Annotated in this window: 15 protein-coding genes; 10 read left to right on the top strand and 5 right to left on the bottom strand. The window is 72.6% G+C overall.

The genetic code is table 11. From position 1 onward, the window contains the following. Positions 1-12: 12 nt before the first annotated feature. The gene (locus GGQ54_RS03135; protein ID WP_179444058.1) at positions 13-1,812 is read right to left on the bottom strand and encodes a vWA domain-containing protein; all 1,800 of its coding nucleotides are present in this window, start codon (positions 1,810-1,812) and stop codon (positions 13-15) included. A gap of 105 nt (positions 1,813-1,917) precedes the next feature. Between GGQ54_RS03135 and GGQ54_RS03130 the strand changes: the two genes are divergently transcribed. Continuing rightward, entirely contained in the window at positions 1,918-2,451 is a 534-nt protein-coding gene (locus GGQ54_RS03130; RefSeq protein WP_218843664.1) for a DNA-binding protein, read from the top strand. On the opposite strand, the gene GGQ54_RS03125 is transcribed toward GGQ54_RS03130, so the two are convergent. Then, a complete protein-coding gene (locus GGQ54_RS03125; RefSeq protein ID WP_179444057.1) occupies positions 2,391-3,656 on the bottom strand; it encodes an MFS transporter in 1,266 nt (421 codons plus the stop codon). The two genes, GGQ54_RS03130 and GGQ54_RS03125, sit on opposite strands and share 61 nt — an antisense overlap. 37 nt (positions 3,657-3,693) lie before the next feature. On the opposite strand from GGQ54_RS03125, the gene GGQ54_RS03120 reads away from it, so the two are divergent. Then, a complete protein-coding gene (locus tag GGQ54_RS03120; RefSeq protein WP_218843663.1) occupies positions 3,694-4,680 on the top strand; it encodes a M28 family metallopeptidase in 987 nt (328 codons plus the stop codon). 10 nt (positions 4,681-4,690) lie between these two features. On the opposite strand, the gene GGQ54_RS03115 is transcribed toward GGQ54_RS03120, so the two are convergent. Then, positions 4,691-6,223: a CapA family protein gene (locus GGQ54_RS03115; RefSeq protein WP_179444056.1), complete on the bottom strand. Its 1,533-nt coding sequence runs from the start codon at positions 6,221-6,223 to the stop codon at positions 4,691-4,693. A gap of 319 nt (positions 6,224-6,542) precedes the next feature. Here GGQ54_RS03115 and GGQ54_RS03110 point away from each other — a divergent pair, with 319 nt between their 5' ends. Then, on the top strand, positions 6,543-9,164 hold the full coding sequence (locus tag GGQ54_RS03110) for an Rne/Rng family ribonuclease (protein ID WP_179444055.1): 2,622 nt from the start codon (positions 6,543-6,545) through the stop codon (positions 9,162-9,164). Positions 9,165-9,250: 86 nt separating this feature from the next. Further along, on the top strand, positions 9,251-10,348 hold the full coding sequence (locus tag GGQ54_RS03105; protein WP_179444054.1) for a VIT1/CCC1 transporter family protein: 1,098 nt from the start codon (positions 9,251-9,253) through the stop codon (positions 10,346-10,348). Here the strand turns inward: GGQ54_RS03105 and GGQ54_RS03100 are convergent. Beyond that, positions 10,309-10,812: a MarR family winged helix-turn-helix transcriptional regulator gene (locus GGQ54_RS03100; RefSeq protein ID WP_179444053.1), complete on the bottom strand. Its 504-nt coding sequence runs from the start codon at positions 10,810-10,812 to the stop codon at positions 10,309-10,311. The genes GGQ54_RS03105 and GGQ54_RS03100 overlap by 40 nt on opposite strands. Before the next feature lie 74 nt (positions 10,813-10,886). Between GGQ54_RS03100 and GGQ54_RS03095 the strand changes: the two genes are divergently transcribed. From GGQ54_RS03095 to proB, 6 genes are all read left to right on the top strand, one after another. Next, positions 10,887-11,498: a hypothetical protein gene (locus tag GGQ54_RS03095; RefSeq protein ID WP_179444052.1), complete on the top strand. Its 612-nt coding sequence runs from the start codon at positions 10,887-10,889 to the stop codon at positions 11,496-11,498. 101 nt (positions 11,499-11,599) lie between these two features. Beyond that, positions 11,600-11,908 carry a 50S ribosomal protein L21 gene (gene rplU / locus GGQ54_RS03090; protein ID WP_179444051.1) on the top strand — a complete coding sequence of 103 codons (309 nt, stop codon included), beginning with the start codon at positions 11,600-11,602 and terminating at the stop codon, positions 11,906-11,908. 10 nt (positions 11,909-11,918) lie between these two features. Next, positions 11,919-12,188, top strand: a complete 270-nt coding sequence (rpmA, locus tag GGQ54_RS03085) for a 50S ribosomal protein L27 (protein WP_179444050.1) — start codon at positions 11,919-11,921, stop codon at positions 12,186-12,188. 137 nt (positions 12,189-12,325) lie between these two features. Then, positions 12,326-13,519, top strand: coding sequence for an ATP-binding protein (locus tag GGQ54_RS03080; RefSeq protein WP_179444049.1), 1,194 nt, complete (start codon positions 12,326-12,328; stop codon positions 13,517-13,519). Further along, positions 13,519-15,042, top strand: coding sequence for a GTPase ObgE (gene obgE / locus GGQ54_RS03075; protein ID WP_179444048.1), 1,524 nt, complete (start codon positions 13,519-13,521; stop codon positions 15,040-15,042). Before GGQ54_RS03080 ends, obgE begins: the two co-directional genes overlap by 1 nt. Continuing rightward, complete coding sequence (gene proB / locus GGQ54_RS03070) at positions 15,005-16,150, top strand: glutamate 5-kinase (RefSeq protein ID WP_425487393.1); 1,146 nt, start codon at positions 15,005-15,007, stop codon at positions 16,148-16,150. The genes obgE and proB overlap by 38 nt, the downstream gene beginning before the upstream one ends. On the opposite strand, the gene GGQ54_RS03065 is transcribed toward proB, so the two are convergent. Then, on the bottom strand, positions 16,147-17,175 hold the full coding sequence (locus GGQ54_RS03065) for a LysR family transcriptional regulator (protein WP_179444047.1): 1,029 nt from the start codon (positions 17,173-17,175) through the stop codon (positions 16,147-16,149). The genes proB and GGQ54_RS03065 overlap by 4 nt on opposite strands. Positions 17,176-17,199: the final 24 nt, after the last annotated feature.

Raw genomic sequence — 17,199 nt, 5'->3', positions numbered from 1 at the left:
GTCGTGACGCGCTCAGCCGCGCCGCAACAGCCACAGCGCGCCGCCGCCGATCGCGACCAGAGCCGCCGCGCCGCCGGCCAGACCGATGATCAACGGCCAGGGCCGCCCGCCCAGCAGGCCGCGATCGTTCCCGGGGCCGCGGACGTCCGGCGGGTCGCCCTGATAGTCCGGGACCTGGGCGTCGTCGCCGATCACGTCCGCCTGCAGGGTCGCCGTCATGGTCTCACCGTCGCCCTCGTCGTAGGTGACCGCGATCAGATACTCGCCCGGCAGGGCCGCGCTCGTCCGGGCCTCGGTGGGCAGCTCCCGGTTGCGGTAGGCGATCGGATAGGTCGACACCGACGCCGCGGACTCCGTGCCCGTCGAGGTGCTGTCGGAGCTCGAGTTGGGCGATTCGGCGGCATCGACCGAGGCGTCTCCGCCCAGCGGCGACAGCACCCGGAGCTTGAACGACGACCCGTATCCGTCGCCGGTCGCGGGCGGCATCAGTACGGTCGCCTGGATGCGCTGCCCCCAGCCCGCCGGGACGCGGAAGAGTTGCACATCGCCGGGGCTGATCGTGAACCGATAGGTGCCCGGGTCGATCAGCGGTGCCGTGTCGAAGCTGAACTCGCCCTGCCGGTCGATCGGCTGGCCCAGGGGAACCGGCTGCCAGGTCGGGTCGGCCGGCGGCTGCGGGATCGCAGCATCCGCGGCCAGCGGCGGTTCCTCGACGACGTTGATCTGGATCGGTTGGCCCTCCAGCGGATCGTAGGCCTCCGCCGGGGTGACGCTGAGGACCAGATCGCCGGTCAGGCAGTCGGTCTTCGTCGAGTCCGGCGGCAGCCACGAGTTCGCGACCCCGGTCAGCAGGGTCCGGGAGAAGCTTGCGGTGATCCGGCTGGCGATGTCGTCGCCGCAGCTCAGGCTGGGCTGGCCGAGCGGGGACAGGCGCAGCGAGACCTGGGCGTCTGAGCTGGACGGCGGCTGCATGCTGGCGCCGACCCAGAAGGACGAGCCCTCCACCGTGCGGGTCAGCCGGTAATGCCTGGCCTGACCCGGCGCGCCCAGCTTGTCCACCCAGCGGCCCGTGGTCAGCGGCGGCGCCGCGGCCGAGTCCGGCGTACCCTCCACCGGCGTGCCGGTGACCTCGAACGGGTTCAGCGCCTGGTCCTTCGCCTCGTTCAGCGACTGGGTGAGCTGTTCGGTGTCGGCGGCGTCGTAGTAGCCGCCCCGGCCCTTGTCGGCGATGCATTCGAGCTGTTCGCGGGCCTGCCCGGAGACCTGGAAGCCGACGACGTCGATCCGCAGGTCGATGCCCCGATCGGCGATCTGCTGGGCCACCTTGCACGGGTCCGGTGCGCAGGTCTCCTCGCCGTCGGAGACCAGCAGGATCGAGCGCCGGCCCTCACCGCCGAGATCCTTGGCGGCCTGTTCCAGGGCATAGGCCATCGGAGTCTCGCCGAACGGCTTGTACTTCGCGATCTCGGCCTTCAGCGCGGCGGCGTTGCCGGTTCCGATCGGAACGACGAGCTGGGAGTCCTCACAGGCGCCGGGGTCGTCGGCGGAGAACACTGTGGCGCCGTAGACGCGCATGCCCACCTGCGCGTCGGCGGGCAGCGAGTCGGCGACCGAGGTCAGCGCGGTCTTGGCGGCGTCGATCTTGCTGCGGTCGTCGCCGGCGGGTTCGTTCATCGACCCGGACGAGTCGAGCACCATCAGCAGTCGGCCGTCGGGGACATCGGCCCGGCTCAGCGCGGCGGGCCCGGCGACGAGCCAGGTGAGCATCAGCCCCAGACTCGCTGCGAGGGCGATGAGATGTCGGATACGCATGGTTCCCCTTTCCCAGGTGTTTACGAACGGAAAGTATTGACTACGTTCGGAACCAGTGTCAAGCATTTCGTTTCCATCCGTCATCGCCTGTCCTAGGCTGGCGTGGTGCCCGACGACCCGACAGCCAGCCACCGCGCGAGCCAGGCCGCACTCTACGGCCAGCCGCTCGCGGAGATCATCGCCGAGATCGGCCGCGCGCTGGGCCTGAACCAGGCCCGGATCGCCGCGGTCCTCGGGCTGTCGGCCCCGATGCTTTCCCACCTCGTAGCGGGCCGCCGCGTGAAGATCGGCAACCCGGTCGCGCATGCCCGGCTGGGTCAGTTGCGGGCGCTGGCCGCCGATGCGACCGCGGGCCGCGTCGGGGCGGGAGAGCTCGCCGACCGGCTGGCCGGAATCGAGGCATCGAGCGACAGTTGGGCCACCACCGAGCTCTCGACCGCCGCCTCGTCGGACGACCCCGGGGCGCTCGCCCGGCAGACCCAGGGCATGTTCCGCGGCGTGGCGGCCGCCGGGGACTTCCTGTCCGCCGCCGACCGACTGGACGCGGAGTTCCCCGCGATCGCGGAACTGCTGCGGATCTACGGCGCCGGACGTTCGGACTCGGCGGCCGCGCACTGGGCACGGTCGACGACCGGCTGAGCGCTGCCGGCCGCCGGCAGCTCGTCCTCGATCACCCGCGGCCGCGCGGCGAGCAGGGCGAAGAAGGCCATCAGGACCGAGATCGCCATCATCAGCGCCAGCGGCCAGGTCCACCCGCCGGTGGCATCGCGCAGGACACCGACCGCCATCGGGCCGAGCAGGCCGAAGGCGTACCCGGTGCTCTGGGTGAACGCCGAGAGCGACCGCAGCCCGGCCGTCGTGCGGGCGCGGTGCCCGATCATCGCCAGATAGATCGGGAAGCTGGAGTTGCCGATGCCGAGGATGATCGCCCACAGCACGGGCGCCGCCGTGGGAGCCAGCAACAGCCCCAGGTCGCCGATCACCGCGAAGCCGATCGTCACGCCGATCAGCCCGTAGGGGCTCGGGTGCCGCGCCGTCCAGTAGCTGAAGACCAGCGCGAGCGGTACGCCGATGCCGGCGACGACGGCTAGCAGGGCCCCGGCAGTGACGCGGTCCAGGCCCGCATCGACGAAGATCGTCGGCAGCCAACCGAACAGGGCATAGGCCTGCATCGCCTGCAGCGCGAAGAAGGCCGTCAGGATCCACGCGGTCGGGGTGCGCGCGATCTCGCCCAGCCCGACCCGCCGCTCGGCGGGGCCGATCCGGGCGTCATGGCCGAGCAGCCCCAGCCACGGCGCCAGACAGATCGCGGCCAGCACGGCCCAGACCGCCAGCGCGGGGCGCCAGCCGCCGACGGCGTCCGCGAGCGGCGCGGTGCCGACGCTGGCCAGCGTCATCCCGATCATCAGCGTCGTCGTGTACCACGCCGTCACCTGACCCACCCGGTCCGGGAAATGCAGCTTGACCAGCGCGGGCAACAACACATTGCCGAGCGCCATCCCGGCCAGCGCGAGCGCGGACAACGCCAGGAACGTCACCTGGTCCTGGGCGAACACCCGGCCCGCCTGTCCGGCCACCACGGCGAGCAGGCCCAGCGCGACCGCCCGGTGCAGGCCGACCAGCCCACTGAGAGCCGGGGCGAGGATCCCGAAGATCGCGAAGCAGATCACCGGCAGCGAGGTGAGCAGGCCGGCCACGACGCCCGTCATGGCGAGATCGGCACGGATGGGGCTGAGCTCGGGGCTGACCGCCACCGCGGCGACGCGCAGATTCGCGGCGAGCGAGAGCAGGGCAACCAGGGCCAGCAGGCCGGCCCCGACCCGCGGCCCGCCCCCTCTCGTCACGGCCTCACTCTAGGCAGCGCTGCCTACAGTCGATGTCATGACCGCGACCCGGAACACCCGCTGCCGCGCCGCCGTCGTCGCTGCCGCGCTCGGCGGCTGGCTGCTGCTCGGCTGCACCGCCGGCGATCCGGCGCCCGGCGCACCGCCCACCCCACCCGGGACACCTGCCCCCGGCGCGCCGGGCGCGTCCCGGCCGACCCCGACCCCCAGCCCGACCCCGGCGCCGGAGTTCTCCGCCGATGCGGCGCTGGCCGACGTGGAATGGCTGGCGGGCGACATCGGCCCGCGGCTGGCGACCGATGAGTCCTTCGCCCGGGCCGCCGATGAGGTGTCGCGACGGCTGCTGCAACTCGGCTACGACGTCGATCGTCCCGAGTTCGACGTCCCGGCCGGCGACTCGTGGGGTACGCCGGTCGCGGCCGGCACCTCCAGCAACGTGATTGCCCAGCCGGCGACCTTCGACCCGGACCGCGACTACGTGACCATCGGCGCGCATCTCGACACCATCGCCGTCTCGCCGGGCGCGGAGGACAACGCGTCGGGGGTGGCCGTGCTGCTGGAGCTGGCGCGGCTCGCGGCGAGCCAGGATCTGCAGCAGGTGCGGTTCATCGCCTTCGGTGCCGAGGAACCCCGCGGGCGGGGCGACGATGATCATCACTACGGCTCGCAGCGCTATGTGGCCGACCTCGGCAGTCAGGGTGATCGGATGGTGGCGATGATCGCCCTGGACCGGGTCGGCGTGCCCGCGGACGAGGTACCGATCTGCACCGGCGGCCCGGTCGGCAGCGACCTGCGCGACGAACTGCTCGATGTCGCCGCCGGCCTCGACATCGCCGCCCGCGGCTGCGAAGGGCGTACCTCGGATCACTGGTCGTTCGAGAAGGCGGGCCTGCCCGCGGCCCGCTTCGGCAGCGTCGACTACGCCGGCTACCACTCCCGGCGCGACACCCCCGATGTCGTCGACGAGGCCCAGCTTCGCCGGGTCGGCGAGATCGTCTGGGCCTGGCTCGCCGACCGGCACTGACGGGCCACGGTCAGGCGTCCGGGTCGGCGAACGGGCCGGAGCTGGTCGAGGCCAGATCGCCGAGGATCTCCGCGCGCGCCCGGTCGTCGGCCAGCCGCGGGGCGTGGTCGTCGCCGATCTGGTGGGCGACCGGATCCACCGCGACGACCGTGCCGTCCCAGCTCGTGATCTCCACGAACACGCCCTGGCGTACCTGGTCGTTCATCGACATGTCGAAGATGAAATTGCCCAGCGAGTACGCGACCGTCGTGTCATCGAGTTGCTCCCAGCCCTGCACCCAGTGTGGGTGCCCACCGATCACCAGATCCGCGCCGGCATCGGCGAAGGCCCGGGCGGTCTCGCGCTGGGAGTCCTCCACCTCGTGGGTGTATTGCGTGCCCCAGTGCGGCATCACGATCACCACGTCCGCGTCGGCGGCTGCCTCCCGGATCACCTGCAACGTCGCCTCCCGCTCGGCCCGGTTCAGCGGACCGGTACGCGGCGGCATCGACAGCCGGTTGACGCCGGGGGAGTCCTCGGTGGCGGCGACGCCCTCGATCGACTCCGTGCCGATGAACGCGATCCGCTGCCCCTGGGCTTCCATGATCAGTGGTGCCCGCGCGGCGGCGACATCGCGCCCGGCGCCGAACCGCCCGATTCCCGCCTCGTCGAAGATGTCGAAGGTGGTCACCAGCGCGCCGGTGCCGAAGTCGCCGACGTGGTTGTTGGCCAGGCTCACCGCGTCGAAGCCTGCCCTGTCCAACCCGGCGAGTGCGATCTCGGGGTCGGCGTGGAAGGAATCGGCGCCCTGGTAGGGTGGGCCGTCATCGGACAGTGCCGCCTCGAACGTCCCGACCGTGAGATCGGCCCCAGACAGTCGGTCGGCCAGCGGGGCGAAGACGGCGGTCGGGTCCTCGCCCGCGGCGAGCGAGTCACCCACCCGCCGGCCGAGCATGATGTCGCCGACGATCGTCACGGTCGCGACCGATTGCGGCGGTCGGCCGGACGTGGTCAACGGATAGCGGGTCGGATCGGCGAGCGGATGGGCGCCGCCGACCGTCAGCACCCGTACGGTCGGGTCGACCGCGTCGGCGGGCACCAGGGCCAGCGTGTCGGGGTCGGCGCGAACCCGGTCGAGGGCCTCGGCCGGTGTGGCCGCCTCCGCGGCGCCCGGTGGCGCCGCCCGGTCCGGCAGCGCGGAGGTCACCCGCAGGCGCCCGCGCGGCAGGCCCAGGTCGGCCCAGTCGTCGGCGCCACCGGCCAGCAGGGCCTGCGCGGCAGCCGCGTCGATGTCGAGCACGGGGCGGGTCGCGTGGGCGGCCAGGACGAGGGGTACGCGGGGCGCGGTGCTCGGCGTCCCGGCCGGCGCCGGGGAAAGCGGCGCGGACGCGCCCGGGTTGGTTTCGCGCGGGCCGGTTTCGCGCGGGTTGGTTTCGCGCGGGCCGGTTTCGCGCGGGGCGGTGCACCCGGCCACGGTCAGGGCCGCGACGGTCAGAGCGACCGCGGCGACCGCCCGGGCGGCGCGACCGTGTACTGCGCGGCGACGCGGTGGGATGCGCCTCATGCGGTGAATCTATGTAGTCCGGACAACTGGGCCGTCGAGCGCCTCCGCGGCGCGCGGCCGGCGCCGGAGTTTCGGGAGCCGGTGGAACTTGTGGGATACTGGCCGAGGTTCGGGACCGACCGGTCCCACCTGGTCAACCCGGTCACGGGTACCGGCCGCGAGGTGACAGCTCGCGACCGTGGCCCCACCGCGACGCCGCCCACCCGGGTGGCTCGACCGCGGGGGCGTACCCGGCCGCTGACCGCCGAGATCTTTCTGTCCGGCCACGGCCGGCAGCCAACCCCGGCGTGCGCATGCGCCGCCGGATGAAGGAGCCCCGATGCTCGACGAGCCGACGAACAATTCCGACAACGGCTCCGGGGAGGACGCGCGCCCCCAGCGCCGTCGCCGCCGGGCCGCCAGCAGGCCCGCGGGTCCGCCGGTAGCCGTCCCGGAGAACTCTCCCACGGCGGAACAGTCCACCCCCGAACAGGCCACCCCCGAACAGGCCACCCCCGAGGTGGTCGGCGACGGCCCGATCCCGGCCGAGGCCGAGCTGACCGATCAGACGCCCGTCGATGCCGAAATCGTCGACGAGCCTGCCAGCGACGCGAGCGTCGGACCGACCGAGATCACCGCGGCCCCGGCCGAGCAACAGCCCGCCGCCGAGGCCGTCGAGGAGCCTGGCGAGGCGGTCGCCACCGGCGCCGACGAGGCCGAGGACGTGCAGCCGGCCGGCGGCGGATCTACCCGGCTGAACCGCGTGCTGCTGGACCCGTTCGCGCCGCCGCAGGTCGTGGCCGCGCCCGCCCGCCCGGAGAGCGATCGTGTCGGCGAATCCGATGGGGATGCCGACGAGCCCGACGACGACAACGACGACTCCGACAACGACGACTCCGACAACGACGACTCCGACAACGACGATTCGGACGAGTCCGGCGACGGGCGCCCGCGCCGCCGGCGCCGCCGGCGCGGCGGTCGCCGCCGCCGACGTGGCGGCGATGATTCCGACGAGTCCGACGACCAGCAGTCCGCCGGCTCCGACGACGCCGAGAGTGGCGAAGGCGAGGACAAGGCGGGCGAGTCGGCCAAGGACGGCAAGGGCGATTCCGGCGCGAAGTCCGACGACGATGCCGACGACGAGGACGAGGGTCAGTCCTCGGGTCGCCGTCGCCGCCGCCGGCGTCGCCGGCGCGGGGAGGACGCCTCCAGCGCCGATGACGACCCGAGCGATGTGGTCGTCAAGGTACGCGACGGCCGGCGCGGCAAGGCCAGCGACGAGGTCACCGGGATCGACGGCTCGACCCGGATGGAGGCCAAGCGGCAGCGCCGCCGGGAGGGCCGCTCGGCCGGCCGGCGCCGCGCCCCGATCCTCAGCGAGGCCGAGTTCCTGGCCCGCCGGGAGTCCGTCGACCGGAAGATGGTGATCCGGCAGAACGACGAGCTCGCCCAGATCGGCGTGCTCGAGGACGGCGTACTCGTCGAGCACTATGTCGATCGGGCCAGCGCCGCCTCCCTGATCGGCAATGTCTATCTCGGCCGGGTCCAGAACGTCCTGCCGTCGATGGAGGCCGCGTTCATCGACATCGGCCGCGGCCGCAACGCCGTGCTGTACGCCGGTGAGATCGACTGGAACGCCTTCGGTGTCGAGGGCGATGCCCGCAAGGTCGAGAACGTGCTGAAGTCCGGCCAGACCGTGCTGGTCCAGGTCACCAAGGACCCGGTCGGCGCGAAGGGCGCGCGGCTCACGGGCCACGTCTCGCTGCCCGGGCGCTACATCGTCTACGCGCCGGGCGGTCACCTGTCGGGCATCTCCCGCAAGCTGCCGGACAACGAGCGCAAGCGGCTCAAGGAGATCCTGGCCGAGCTGGTCGACGACGACGCATCGGTGATCGTGCGTACCGCCGCCGAGGGCGCCACCGAGGACGAGCTGGTCCGTGACGTGACGCGGCTGAAGGCGCAGTGGGAGGCGATCAACAAGCAGGTGAAGTCCGGCTCCGGCGCCCCGAAGCTGCTCTACGGCGAGCCCGATCTGACGGTACGCATCGTCCGCGACCTGTTCACCGAGGACTTCTCCGAGCTGACCATCGACGGCAACGACTCGACCAACGATGCCTACGAGACGGTCACTGCCTATGTCGGCCACGTCGCGCCGCACCTGGCCGACCGGATCAAGCGCTGGGACCGCGAGCAGGGCGACATCTTCGCCGCCAGCCGGGTGGACGAGCAGATCGCCAAGGCGCTGGAACGCAAGGTCTTCCTGCCCTCGGGCGGTTCGTTGATCATCGACCGCACCGAGGCGATGACCGTGATCGACGTGAACACGGGCAAGTTCACCGGCAGTGGCGGCAACCTCGAGGCCACGGTCACCTCCAACAACCTGGAGGCCGCCGAGGAGATCGTCCGGCAACTGCGTCTGCGCGACATCGGCGGCATCATCGTGATCGACTTCATCGACATGGTGCTGCCGAGCAACCGCGAGCTGCTGCTGCGGCGCCTCGTCGAGTGCCTCGGCCGCGACCGCACCCGCCACCAGGTCGCCGAGGTGACCAGCCTCGGCCTGGTGCAGATGACGCGGAAGAAGATCGGGACCGGGCTGGCCGAGGCCTTCACCGAGACCTGCGAGTGCTGCTCGGGCCGCGGCTACGAGATCCACGACATGCCCGTCGAGACCCAGGCGCCCTCCGACGGCGGCGAGCGCAAGGGCCGCGGCGGCCGGCGCGGCGGGAAGGACCGCTCCTCGGCCAAGGGCCGGAAGAACCGCGACAAGGCCGGTGACGATTCGGGCAAGAGCGACTCGGGCAAGAGCGACTCGGGCAAGAACGACTCGGGCAAGAACGACTCGGGCAAGAACGACTCGGGCAAGAACGACTCGGGCAAGGGCGCGAGCGACCCGGCCGGCAACGATGCGGCCGGGTCCGGCGCCACGGAATCCCCGGGGCCCCAGCAGTCCGACGGCTGATCGCGAGAGCGCCGCGTCCCTCGGGGCGCGGCGCTCTCTTGTATCCTTCGATGCGTCAGTTGCGTAAACGACGAAATAGGACTCCCATGCCGCCATCAACCGCCCCCGACGCGCGAGACATCCGTCGCTGGCGCGGCTACCTTGCCGACGAGCGCGCCGAGCGCCAGGTCTATGCCGAGCTGGCCCGCCGCCGCACCGGCGAGGACCGCGAGATCCTGCTCGCCCTCGCCGAGGCCGAGCGCCGACACGAACAGCACTGGGTGGACCTGCTGGGGGAGCGGGCCGAGCCGGCCCCGCGACCCTCGCTCGATGTGCGCCTGCTCGGCACGCTGGCGCGGCGCTTCGGTTCGGTGTTCGCGCTCGCGCTGATGCAGCGCGCCGAGGCGCGCTCGCCGTATGCCGCCGACGCGCACGCGACCGAGCAGATGGCCGCGGACGAACAGATCCACGGCGAGGTGGTGCGCGGCCTCGCGGCCCGCGGCCGCCGCCAGCTCGCCGGCTCGTTCCGGGCCGCGGTCTTCGGCGCCAACGACGGCCTGGTCTCCAATCTGGCGCTCGTCACCGGCATCGGCGCGGTCACCCAGGAGCCGGCGATCGTGTTGGCGACCGGCATTGCCGGCCTGCTCTCGGGTGCGCTGTCGATGGGGGCGGGGGAGTACGTCTCGGTACGCTCCCAGCGCGAGCTGCTCGGCGCCTCGCGCCCCGACCACCGATCGGTGGATGTGATCGACGATCTCGATCTGAACACCAACGAGCTCGCCCTGGTGTTTCGGGCCCGGGGGCTCACCCCCGACGAGGCGGAGGCGCGGGCCGGCGCGCTGATCAGCGATCGCGAGAGCCGGTCCGCCGGACTGCTGGGCGGGATCGACACCTCCGCCGACGCCGGGGTCGATCCCGACGAGGCGGTCGGCAGCGCCTGGTCGGCGGCCATCTCGAGCTTCCTGTTCTTCGGCGGTGGCGCGCTGATCCCGGTGCTGCCGTTCCTGTTCGGCATGGTCGGCCTGCCCGCGATCGCGGTCTCGCTGGCGCTGGTCGGGGTGGCGCTGCTGCTCTCCGGCGCGCTGGTCGGGATCATGTCGGGCGCCTCGCCGGGCAAGCGCGCGCTGCGGCAGCTCGCGATCGGTTTCGGCGCGGCCGGGGCAACCTATCTGCTGGGGCGGCTCTTCGGCGCGACGATGGGCTGATCGGACCGCTCGTCCGGGGCGGTTTCGGCGATCATCGTCAGCGTCCGGCGCAGATCGGCCACCCGCTCGTTGCCGATCCGCTCGGCCAGCCAGGCGTCGAAATCGGCAACCACGCCCAGGCCGGCGCTCAGCACCTCCTCCCCGCGCGGGGTCAGGCGTACCCGCCGGACCCGACGGTCGGCCTCGTCGGTACCGACCGCCAGATAGCCCCGATCGCTGAGCTGGCGGATCAACTCGCCGACCGCCTGCTTGGTCATCCGGGTCCGCTCGGCGAGCGCCGTCACGCTCGTCCCTTCGGTGTCGATGGCCAGGAACAGCGGCGCATGCGCCGCTCGGACGTCGGCGAAGCCGGCCGCGCGCAGCGCAGCGTCCAGCTCCGCCGAGAGCCGGCGCCCCGCGGCCGCCAGCAGGGAGCCCAGCGGTGCCGGGCGCTCGCCGGATGAATTAGTAAGGGTCTTGACCATATCCGATCCCCGTTCTAGCATTTGGTCAGGAACCTTACTGAATCACAGCCCCGGTCGGGGCGGATGGGGTCGCGATGAGCTGGATGGACGGGGCGCGCCGGGTGGGCGGCTGGCTGTGGGTCTTCGGCGGACTGGCGTGCCAGCTCGTCGGAGGATTCGCGTTCGCGGTGTGGCCGGGCTGGATCACCGGCACCGTGCTGGTGGCGATCGGACTGCTCGGCATCGCGACGCTGCCGCGCGTGGCCGAGCGCCTGGGCCGCATCCCGCGGGTGCTCGGCATCGTGGTCGCGGTGTTGTTGGCGGTCTCCCTGCTCGGCGCGGTGGCCGATCGCTTCGGCCTGTTCGGGCCCGCCGGCTCGCCCGGTGTCTCCTGGGGGAACTGGCCCGCCTTCGTGGCCTACACGGCCGGCCTGTTGCCGGGCCTCCCCGCGCCGGCGGTCACGGTGGCCGCGATCGCCGCGACGATCGCCGAGGCCGTGCTGGGTGTGGCGCTGATCGTCGGCTGGCAGCGCCGCTGGGTGGGCAAGGCCGCCGCGGGGCTGTTCGCGGTCTATCTCGTCGCGATGCTGCCGAGTGTCGGCGCGGGCGAGGTGGTGCGCTACGGCGTACCGATGCTGATCGGCGGCGCCCTGCTGGTGTCGGCCACGCCCCGGTTTGACCGCCGCGAGGCCCCCGCGTACGCTTGACCGTCGGTGTGCGGAGGCGAATCTTCGCAGCGCCTCGGGAGTGCCCGGCCGGTCGGCAAGCGGCACCCACACCAGAAGCAGACGAGGAAAGAGGGTCAGGCGTGTACGCGATCGTGCGTAGTGGCGGCCGCCAGCACAAGGTCGCCGTGGGCGATGTCGTCGAGATCGACAAGGTCACCGACGAGGTCGGCTCGTCGGTCGAGCTGCAGCCGTTGCTGCTGGTCGACGGCGACTCGATCACCGCCGATGCGGCGACGCTGGGCAAGGCCAGCGTCAAGGCCGAGGTGCTGGGCGAGACCAAGGGTCCGAAGATCCGGATCATGAAGTACAAGAACAAGACCGGCTACCGCAAGCGCCAGGGACACCGCCAGCGCTACAGCCAGGTCAAGATCACCGGCATCGAGAGCTGAGGCGAGACAGATGGCACACAAGAAGGGCGCGTCCTCGACGCGGAACGGTCGCGATTCCAACTCCCAGCGGCTCGGCGTGAAGCGCTTCGGCGGCCAGTTGGTCAACGCCGGCGAGATCATCGTCCGGCAGCGCGGTACCCACTTCCACCCGGGCGACGGCGTCGGCCGCGGTGGCGACGACACCCTGTTCGCGCTGGTCGAGGGGCGGGTCGAGTTCGGCACCCGCCGCGGCCGCCGCGTCGTGAACATCCTGGTCGAGGAGACCGCCGCCGCGCAGTGACGCGACGCCTCCCGGCCGATCGGCGAGGGCCCGTCCCAGTTGGGGGCGGGCCCTCGCCGCTGTTCCGGCGTGGACCGGCGGTCGCCTAACAAACCTAATTTCGGCCGGTTTTCGTTTTGTTAGGTACGCTGATGCGCATGGACGGTCCGTTCTTCCCCGGCGCCGGGACCAGCCCGTATCGGCTCGAGGGCCGCGAGGCCGAGCTGCGGCAGTGGCGGCGCGTGCTCACCGACTTCGCGGCGTTCGGCCACACCCAGGCGAGACACCTGATCATCTCCGGCGTCCGCGGGGTCGGGAAGACCTCGCTGCTCAAGGAGTTCGCGGAGGCGGCGCTGGTCGAGGGCTGCCTCGCGATCCGGGTGCGCTGCCAGGCCTCCGGCCGGGAATCGCTGATGGACCGGGTCGACGCCGCGGTGGATGCCGCGCTCGAGCGCGCCGACTTCGCCGCCGAGCACGGCCGGCTGACCCGGGCCGCCATCACCACCCCGATCGGCGGGATCGAGCTCGAGCGCGAGCTGAACGACGACGACACGCTGATCGACACCGCGTTCATGACCCGGCTGCTCACCGCCACCGACACGGTGCGCCGACGTGGCGGCATCGGGCTCGCGCTGCTGATCGACGAGACCCAGTACGCCGATCACGCCAGCCTGGTCAACCTGTCCGAACTGGTCTCCCTGCTCGGCGAGCGCGATGCCGACAAGCCCGGGTTGATCATCTGCTTCGCCGGCCTGCCGGGCGACACCGCCCGGCTGGTCGGCAAGTCCTCCAGCCACGCCGAGCGCGTCTATCGCCGGATCAATCTCGGCTACCTCGACGCCGAGGCCACCCGGGACGCCTTCCTACTCCCGGTCCGCGAGGCGGGAGGCGCCTGGACCCGGGAGGCCCTGGACGCCGCGGTCGAGGTGTCTGGCGGCTACCCCGCCTTCATCCAGGAGCTGGGCGCCGAGGTGTGGGCGCACCGGGTCGACGACGAGCTCACGCTGGCCGCCGTCCGGGCTGGCATCGAGGCCGCCGCGCCGCAGCTCGAGGCCTACTACGAGGGGGCCTGGGAGGCCGCACCCGCCGAGGGGCGCCGGATCCTGATCGCGCTGGCGGATGCCGGCGGCGAGGCGAGCGTCGCCGAGCTGGCCCGGGCCGTCGGCAAGGAGTCCAGCTCACAGATCGCCTGGGCCGTCGATGCCCTGGTCAAGCGCGGTACGGTGCTGCGGCCCGCCCGCGGCCGGATCGTCTTCGGCCGCTCCGGGATGGACCGCTGGGTGCTGGAGAACCACGGGGGTCCCGATCCCGGCGAGCAGCATCGGCCGATTGGCCGGAAAGGTAGGCACTGATGGCGATTCCGAGCTTCGTGGACCGGGTCAGGCTGCACGTCGCGGCCGGTCGTGGGGGCAATGGCACGGCGTCGGTGCATCGGGAGAAGTTCAAGCCCCTCGGCGGTCCCGACGGCGGAAACGGCGGCGACGGCGGCTCGATCATCCTGCGCGTCGACCCGAACCTGTCCACCCTGGTCGACTATCACCGCCAGTCCCAGCGCCGGGCCCGCAACGGCCAGCCCGGCGAGGGCGACAACCGCAACGGCGCCCGCGGCGAGGACATCGTGCTGGCGGTGCCCGACGGCACCCTGGTCACGGACGCCGACACCGGCGAACAGCTCGCCGACCTGACCGGGGCCGGCGCCGAGCTCGTCGTCGCCCGCGGCGGCCGGGGCGGCCTGGGCAATGCCGCGCTCGCCTCGGCCTCGCGCAAGGCGCCGGGCTTCGCGCTGCTCGGCGAGCCGGGCGAGGAGCGTACCGTCACCCTGGAGCTGAAGGTCGTCGCCGATGTCGGACTGGTCGGCTTCCCGAGCGCCGGCAAGTCCTCGCTGGTCGCCGCGCTGTCCCGCGCACGGCCCAAGATCGCGGACTACCCGTTCACCACCCTGGTGCCGAATCTCGGTGTCGTCGTCGCGGGCGACCTCACCTACACCGTCGCCGATGTGCCCGGCCTGATCGAGGGCGCCAGCGAGGGCCGCGGCCTCGGCCACGACTTCCTGCGCCACGTCGAGCGCTGCGCCGCCCTGGTCCACGTCGTCGACACCGCCACCTACGAGCCGGGACGCGACCCGGTCGGCGACCTCAAGATCATCGAGAACGAGCTGGCCCGCCACGGCGGTCTGGAGGATCGCCCGCGGTTGGTCGCGCTGAACAAGGTGGACGTGCCCGACGGACGCGACATCGCCGACATCGTCGCCGCCGATGTCGAGCAGTTCGGCTGGCCGGTCTTCGAGATCTCCACCAAGACCGGCGAGGGCCTGACGGAGCTCAGTCACGCCATGGCCGAGGTGGTACGCCGCCGCCGCGCGGCCACCCCGGCCCCCGAGCCCGCCCGGATCGTGCTGCGCCCCGCGCCGGCTGCCGGCGAGGAGTTCGCCATCAAGCGCCAGGGCGACGGCGAGGGCGGACACCTGTGGCGGGTCCGCGGCGACAAGCCCGAGCGCTGGGTACGCCAGACCGATTTCGGCAATCCCGAGGCCGTCGGCTATCTCGCCGACCGGCTGAACCGGCTCGGCGTGGAGGACAAGCTGCTCGAACTCGGCGCGGCCGCCGGTGATGCGGTGGCGATCGGGGGCGACCCGCGTACCGGCGACGGGGCCGTGGTCTTCGACTTCCGCCCCCAGGTCGACATCGGCGCGGAGATCTTGTCCCGGCGCGGCGAGGACGACCGACTGGTCGAGGACCGTCCGGCGGTCGCCCGGCGGCGCGAGCTGGACCGCGAGTACCACCGCCGCAAGGCCGACGGGACCTGGCGCACCGATGTCGGTGAGGATGCGCGCGACGATGATCAACAGCCCCGCCGGGACCCGACCGATGACTGATCGGGCGGCGCTGCGCGATGCGCGGCGGGTGGTGATCAAGGTCGGCTCCTCCTCGCTGACCAGCGACGGCGGCGCGCTCGACCCCGACCGGCTGGCCGGCCTGGTCGACGCGCTGGCCGCCCGGCACCGCGCCGGTGCCGAGGTCGTCCTGGTGTCCTCGGGGGCGATCGCCGCGGGGCTGGTCCCGCTCGGCCTGACCCGCCGGCCGCGGGATCTGCCGCTGCAGCAGGCCGCGGCCGCCGTGGGGCAGGGCCTGCTGGTGGAGCAGTACGCCAGCCGGTTCGCCGCGCACGAGATCACCACGGGCCAGGTGCTGCTGACCGTGGACGATGTCACCCGGCGCAGCCACTATCGCAATGCGCACCGGACCTTCGCCAAGCTGCTGGAGCTCGGTGTCCTGCCCGTCGTGAACGAGAACGACACGGTCGCGACCAGCGAGATCCGGTTCGGCGACAACGACCGGCTGGCCGCGCTCGTCGCCCATCTGGTCCATGCCGACGCGCTGGTCCTGCTCAGCGATGTCGACGGGTTGTGGACGGACAAGCCGGGGACGCCGGGCGCCGTCCCGGTGCCGCAGGTGCACTCGCGTACCGATATCGACAAGATCAACATCTCGGCGACCGGGTCGGCTGTCGGCACCGGCGGCATGATCACCAAGGTCGACGCCGCGGCGATCGCCACTTCGGCCGGCATCCCGGTGGTGCTGACGGTGGCCGCGAACTGCCGGCGCGCGCTGGCCGGGGAGCCGGTCGGCACGATCTTCCATCCGACCGGCAAGCGCCGCCCCGCCCGATTGCTCTGGCTGGCCCATGCCTCCAGCACCAGCGGCGATCTGTGGCTCGACGCCGGGGCCGTGCGGGCCGTGGTCGAACGCAAGGCCTCGCTGTTGCCCGCCGGGGTGACCCGGGTCGAGGGGGCCTTCAGCGCCGGCGATCCGGTCAACCTGCGCGGCCCGTCGGGGCAGGTGGTTGCCCGCGGTCTGGCCGGCTTCGACGCCTCGGAGCTGCCGTCGCTGATCGGGCGCTCCACCCGCGAGCTGGGCGCCGAGTTCGGTCCCGAGTACGAGCGGACCGTTGTGCACCGTGACGCGCTGGTGGTCCTGGGTTAAGCGTTCCTGAACGCTTCGCCGCCCGGGTCGTCGGGGTCCTCCGGCTCGGGCGGGGCGTGCCGCGGGTCGGCGCCGTCGCGGACGGAGCCGAGCTGGTGGCGACCGAGCCGGGACACGCTGAGTGAATCGGCCACCTCGGCGAAGGCCCGCTCGATGGCGGCCGCCGCCGGCCGGGCGGGGCGGTCGCGGACCCGGCTGAGCAGGATCCGGCGGTGCGGCACGTCGTCGTCGGCGGCGATGCTGACCAGGCGGACGTCGTCGCGCAGGTTGGTCAGCCCGAGCCGCGGCGCCAGGGCGATGCCCAGCCCCGCGGCCACCATCGCCTGGATCTCCTGGTAGTCCTGGGCGCGGTAGGTGATCCGCGGCTCATAGCCCGCCCGCACGCAACTGCGCAGCAGCAGGTCGCTCGCGGGGTGGGTCTCCGACCGCACGACCCAGCGCCGATCCGCCAGGTCGGCCATCGTCACCGGCCGCTCCCGGGGCAGGTCGCTGGCCGCCGGGACGACCAGCACCGGCGGGTCGTCGAGCAGGTGGACCGAGGTCAGGCCCGGATCGCGCAGCCGGTTCCACGGGTAGTCCCACAACAGCGCGAGCTCGACCTCCCCGCTGTGCAGCAGATCGATCAGCGGCGCGAGCAGCGCGCTGTGCACGGTCAGGTCGATGTCGGGCCAGCGCTGGTGGAAGCGGGTCACCACGAGCGGGAGCAGCGACGCGCTGGCGGTCGGGAACGAGCCGATCCGCAGGCTGCCCGCGCGCAGCCCGGAGTGCTCGGCCAGATCGGACTCGGCGGCCCGCAACTGCCGCCGGATCGCGCCCGCGCGCGTGGCCAGCGCGGCCCCGGCCTCGGTCAGCCGGATGCCGCGCGGCAGCCGTTCCAGCAACGGCTGGCCGGCCTCGGACTCCAGCCGCCGGAGTTGTTGCGAGATCGCCGAGGTGGTGTAGCCCAGCGCCGCGGCCGCGCCGGTCAGCGAGCCGTGTTCGGCGACATCGGCGAGCAGCAGCAGGCGACGGACATCCACGCTCATCGGCGTACCCACGACTTAAGCATG

The organism is Naumannella cuiyingiana (genome assembly GCF_013408305.1).
Classification (GTDB): Bacteria; Actinomycetota; Actinomycetes; order Propionibacteriales; family Propionibacteriaceae; genus Naumannella; species Naumannella cuiyingiana.
This window is presented reverse-complemented; position numbering and strand designations above follow the sequence as displayed.

Coding starts and splice junctions, on each gene's coding strand:
- GGQ54_RS03135 (WP_179444058.1), bottom strand. CDS start 1,812: ATGCGTATCCGACATCTCATCGCCCTCGCAGCGAGTCTGGGGCTGATG.
- GGQ54_RS03120 (WP_218843663.1), top strand. CDS start 3,694: ATGACCGCGACCCGGAACACCCGCTGCCGCGCCGCCGTCGTCGCTGCC.
- GGQ54_RS03115 (WP_179444056.1), bottom strand. CDS start 6,223: ATGAGGCGCATCCCACCGCGTCGCCGCGCAGTACACGGTCGCGCCGCC.
- GGQ54_RS03110 (WP_179444055.1), top strand. CDS start 6,543: ATGCTCGACGAGCCGACGAACAATTCCGACAACGGCTCCGGGGAGGAC.
- GGQ54_RS03105 (WP_179444054.1), top strand. CDS start 9,251: ATGCCGCCATCAACCGCCCCCGACGCGCGAGACATCCGTCGCTGGCGC.
- GGQ54_RS03100 (WP_179444053.1), bottom strand. CDS start 10,812: ATGGTCAAGACCCTTACTAATTCATCCGGCGAGCGCCCGGCACCGCTG.
- GGQ54_RS03095 (WP_179444052.1), top strand. CDS start 10,887: ATGAGCTGGATGGACGGGGCGCGCCGGGTGGGCGGCTGGCTGTGGGTC.
- rpmA (WP_179444050.1), top strand. CDS start 11,919: ATGGCACACAAGAAGGGCGCGTCCTCGACGCGGAACGGTCGCGATTCC.
- GGQ54_RS03080 (WP_179444049.1), top strand. CDS start 12,326: ATGGACGGTCCGTTCTTCCCCGGCGCCGGGACCAGCCCGTATCGGCTC.
- obgE (WP_179444048.1), top strand. CDS start 13,519: ATGGCGATTCCGAGCTTCGTGGACCGGGTCAGGCTGCACGTCGCGGCC.
- proB (WP_425487393.1), top strand. CDS start 15,005: ATGATCAACAGCCCCGCCGGGACCCGACCGATGACTGATCGGGCGGCG.
- GGQ54_RS03065 (WP_179444047.1), bottom strand. CDS start 17,175: ATGAGCGTGGATGTCCGTCGCCTGCTGCTGCTCGCCGATGTCGCCGAA.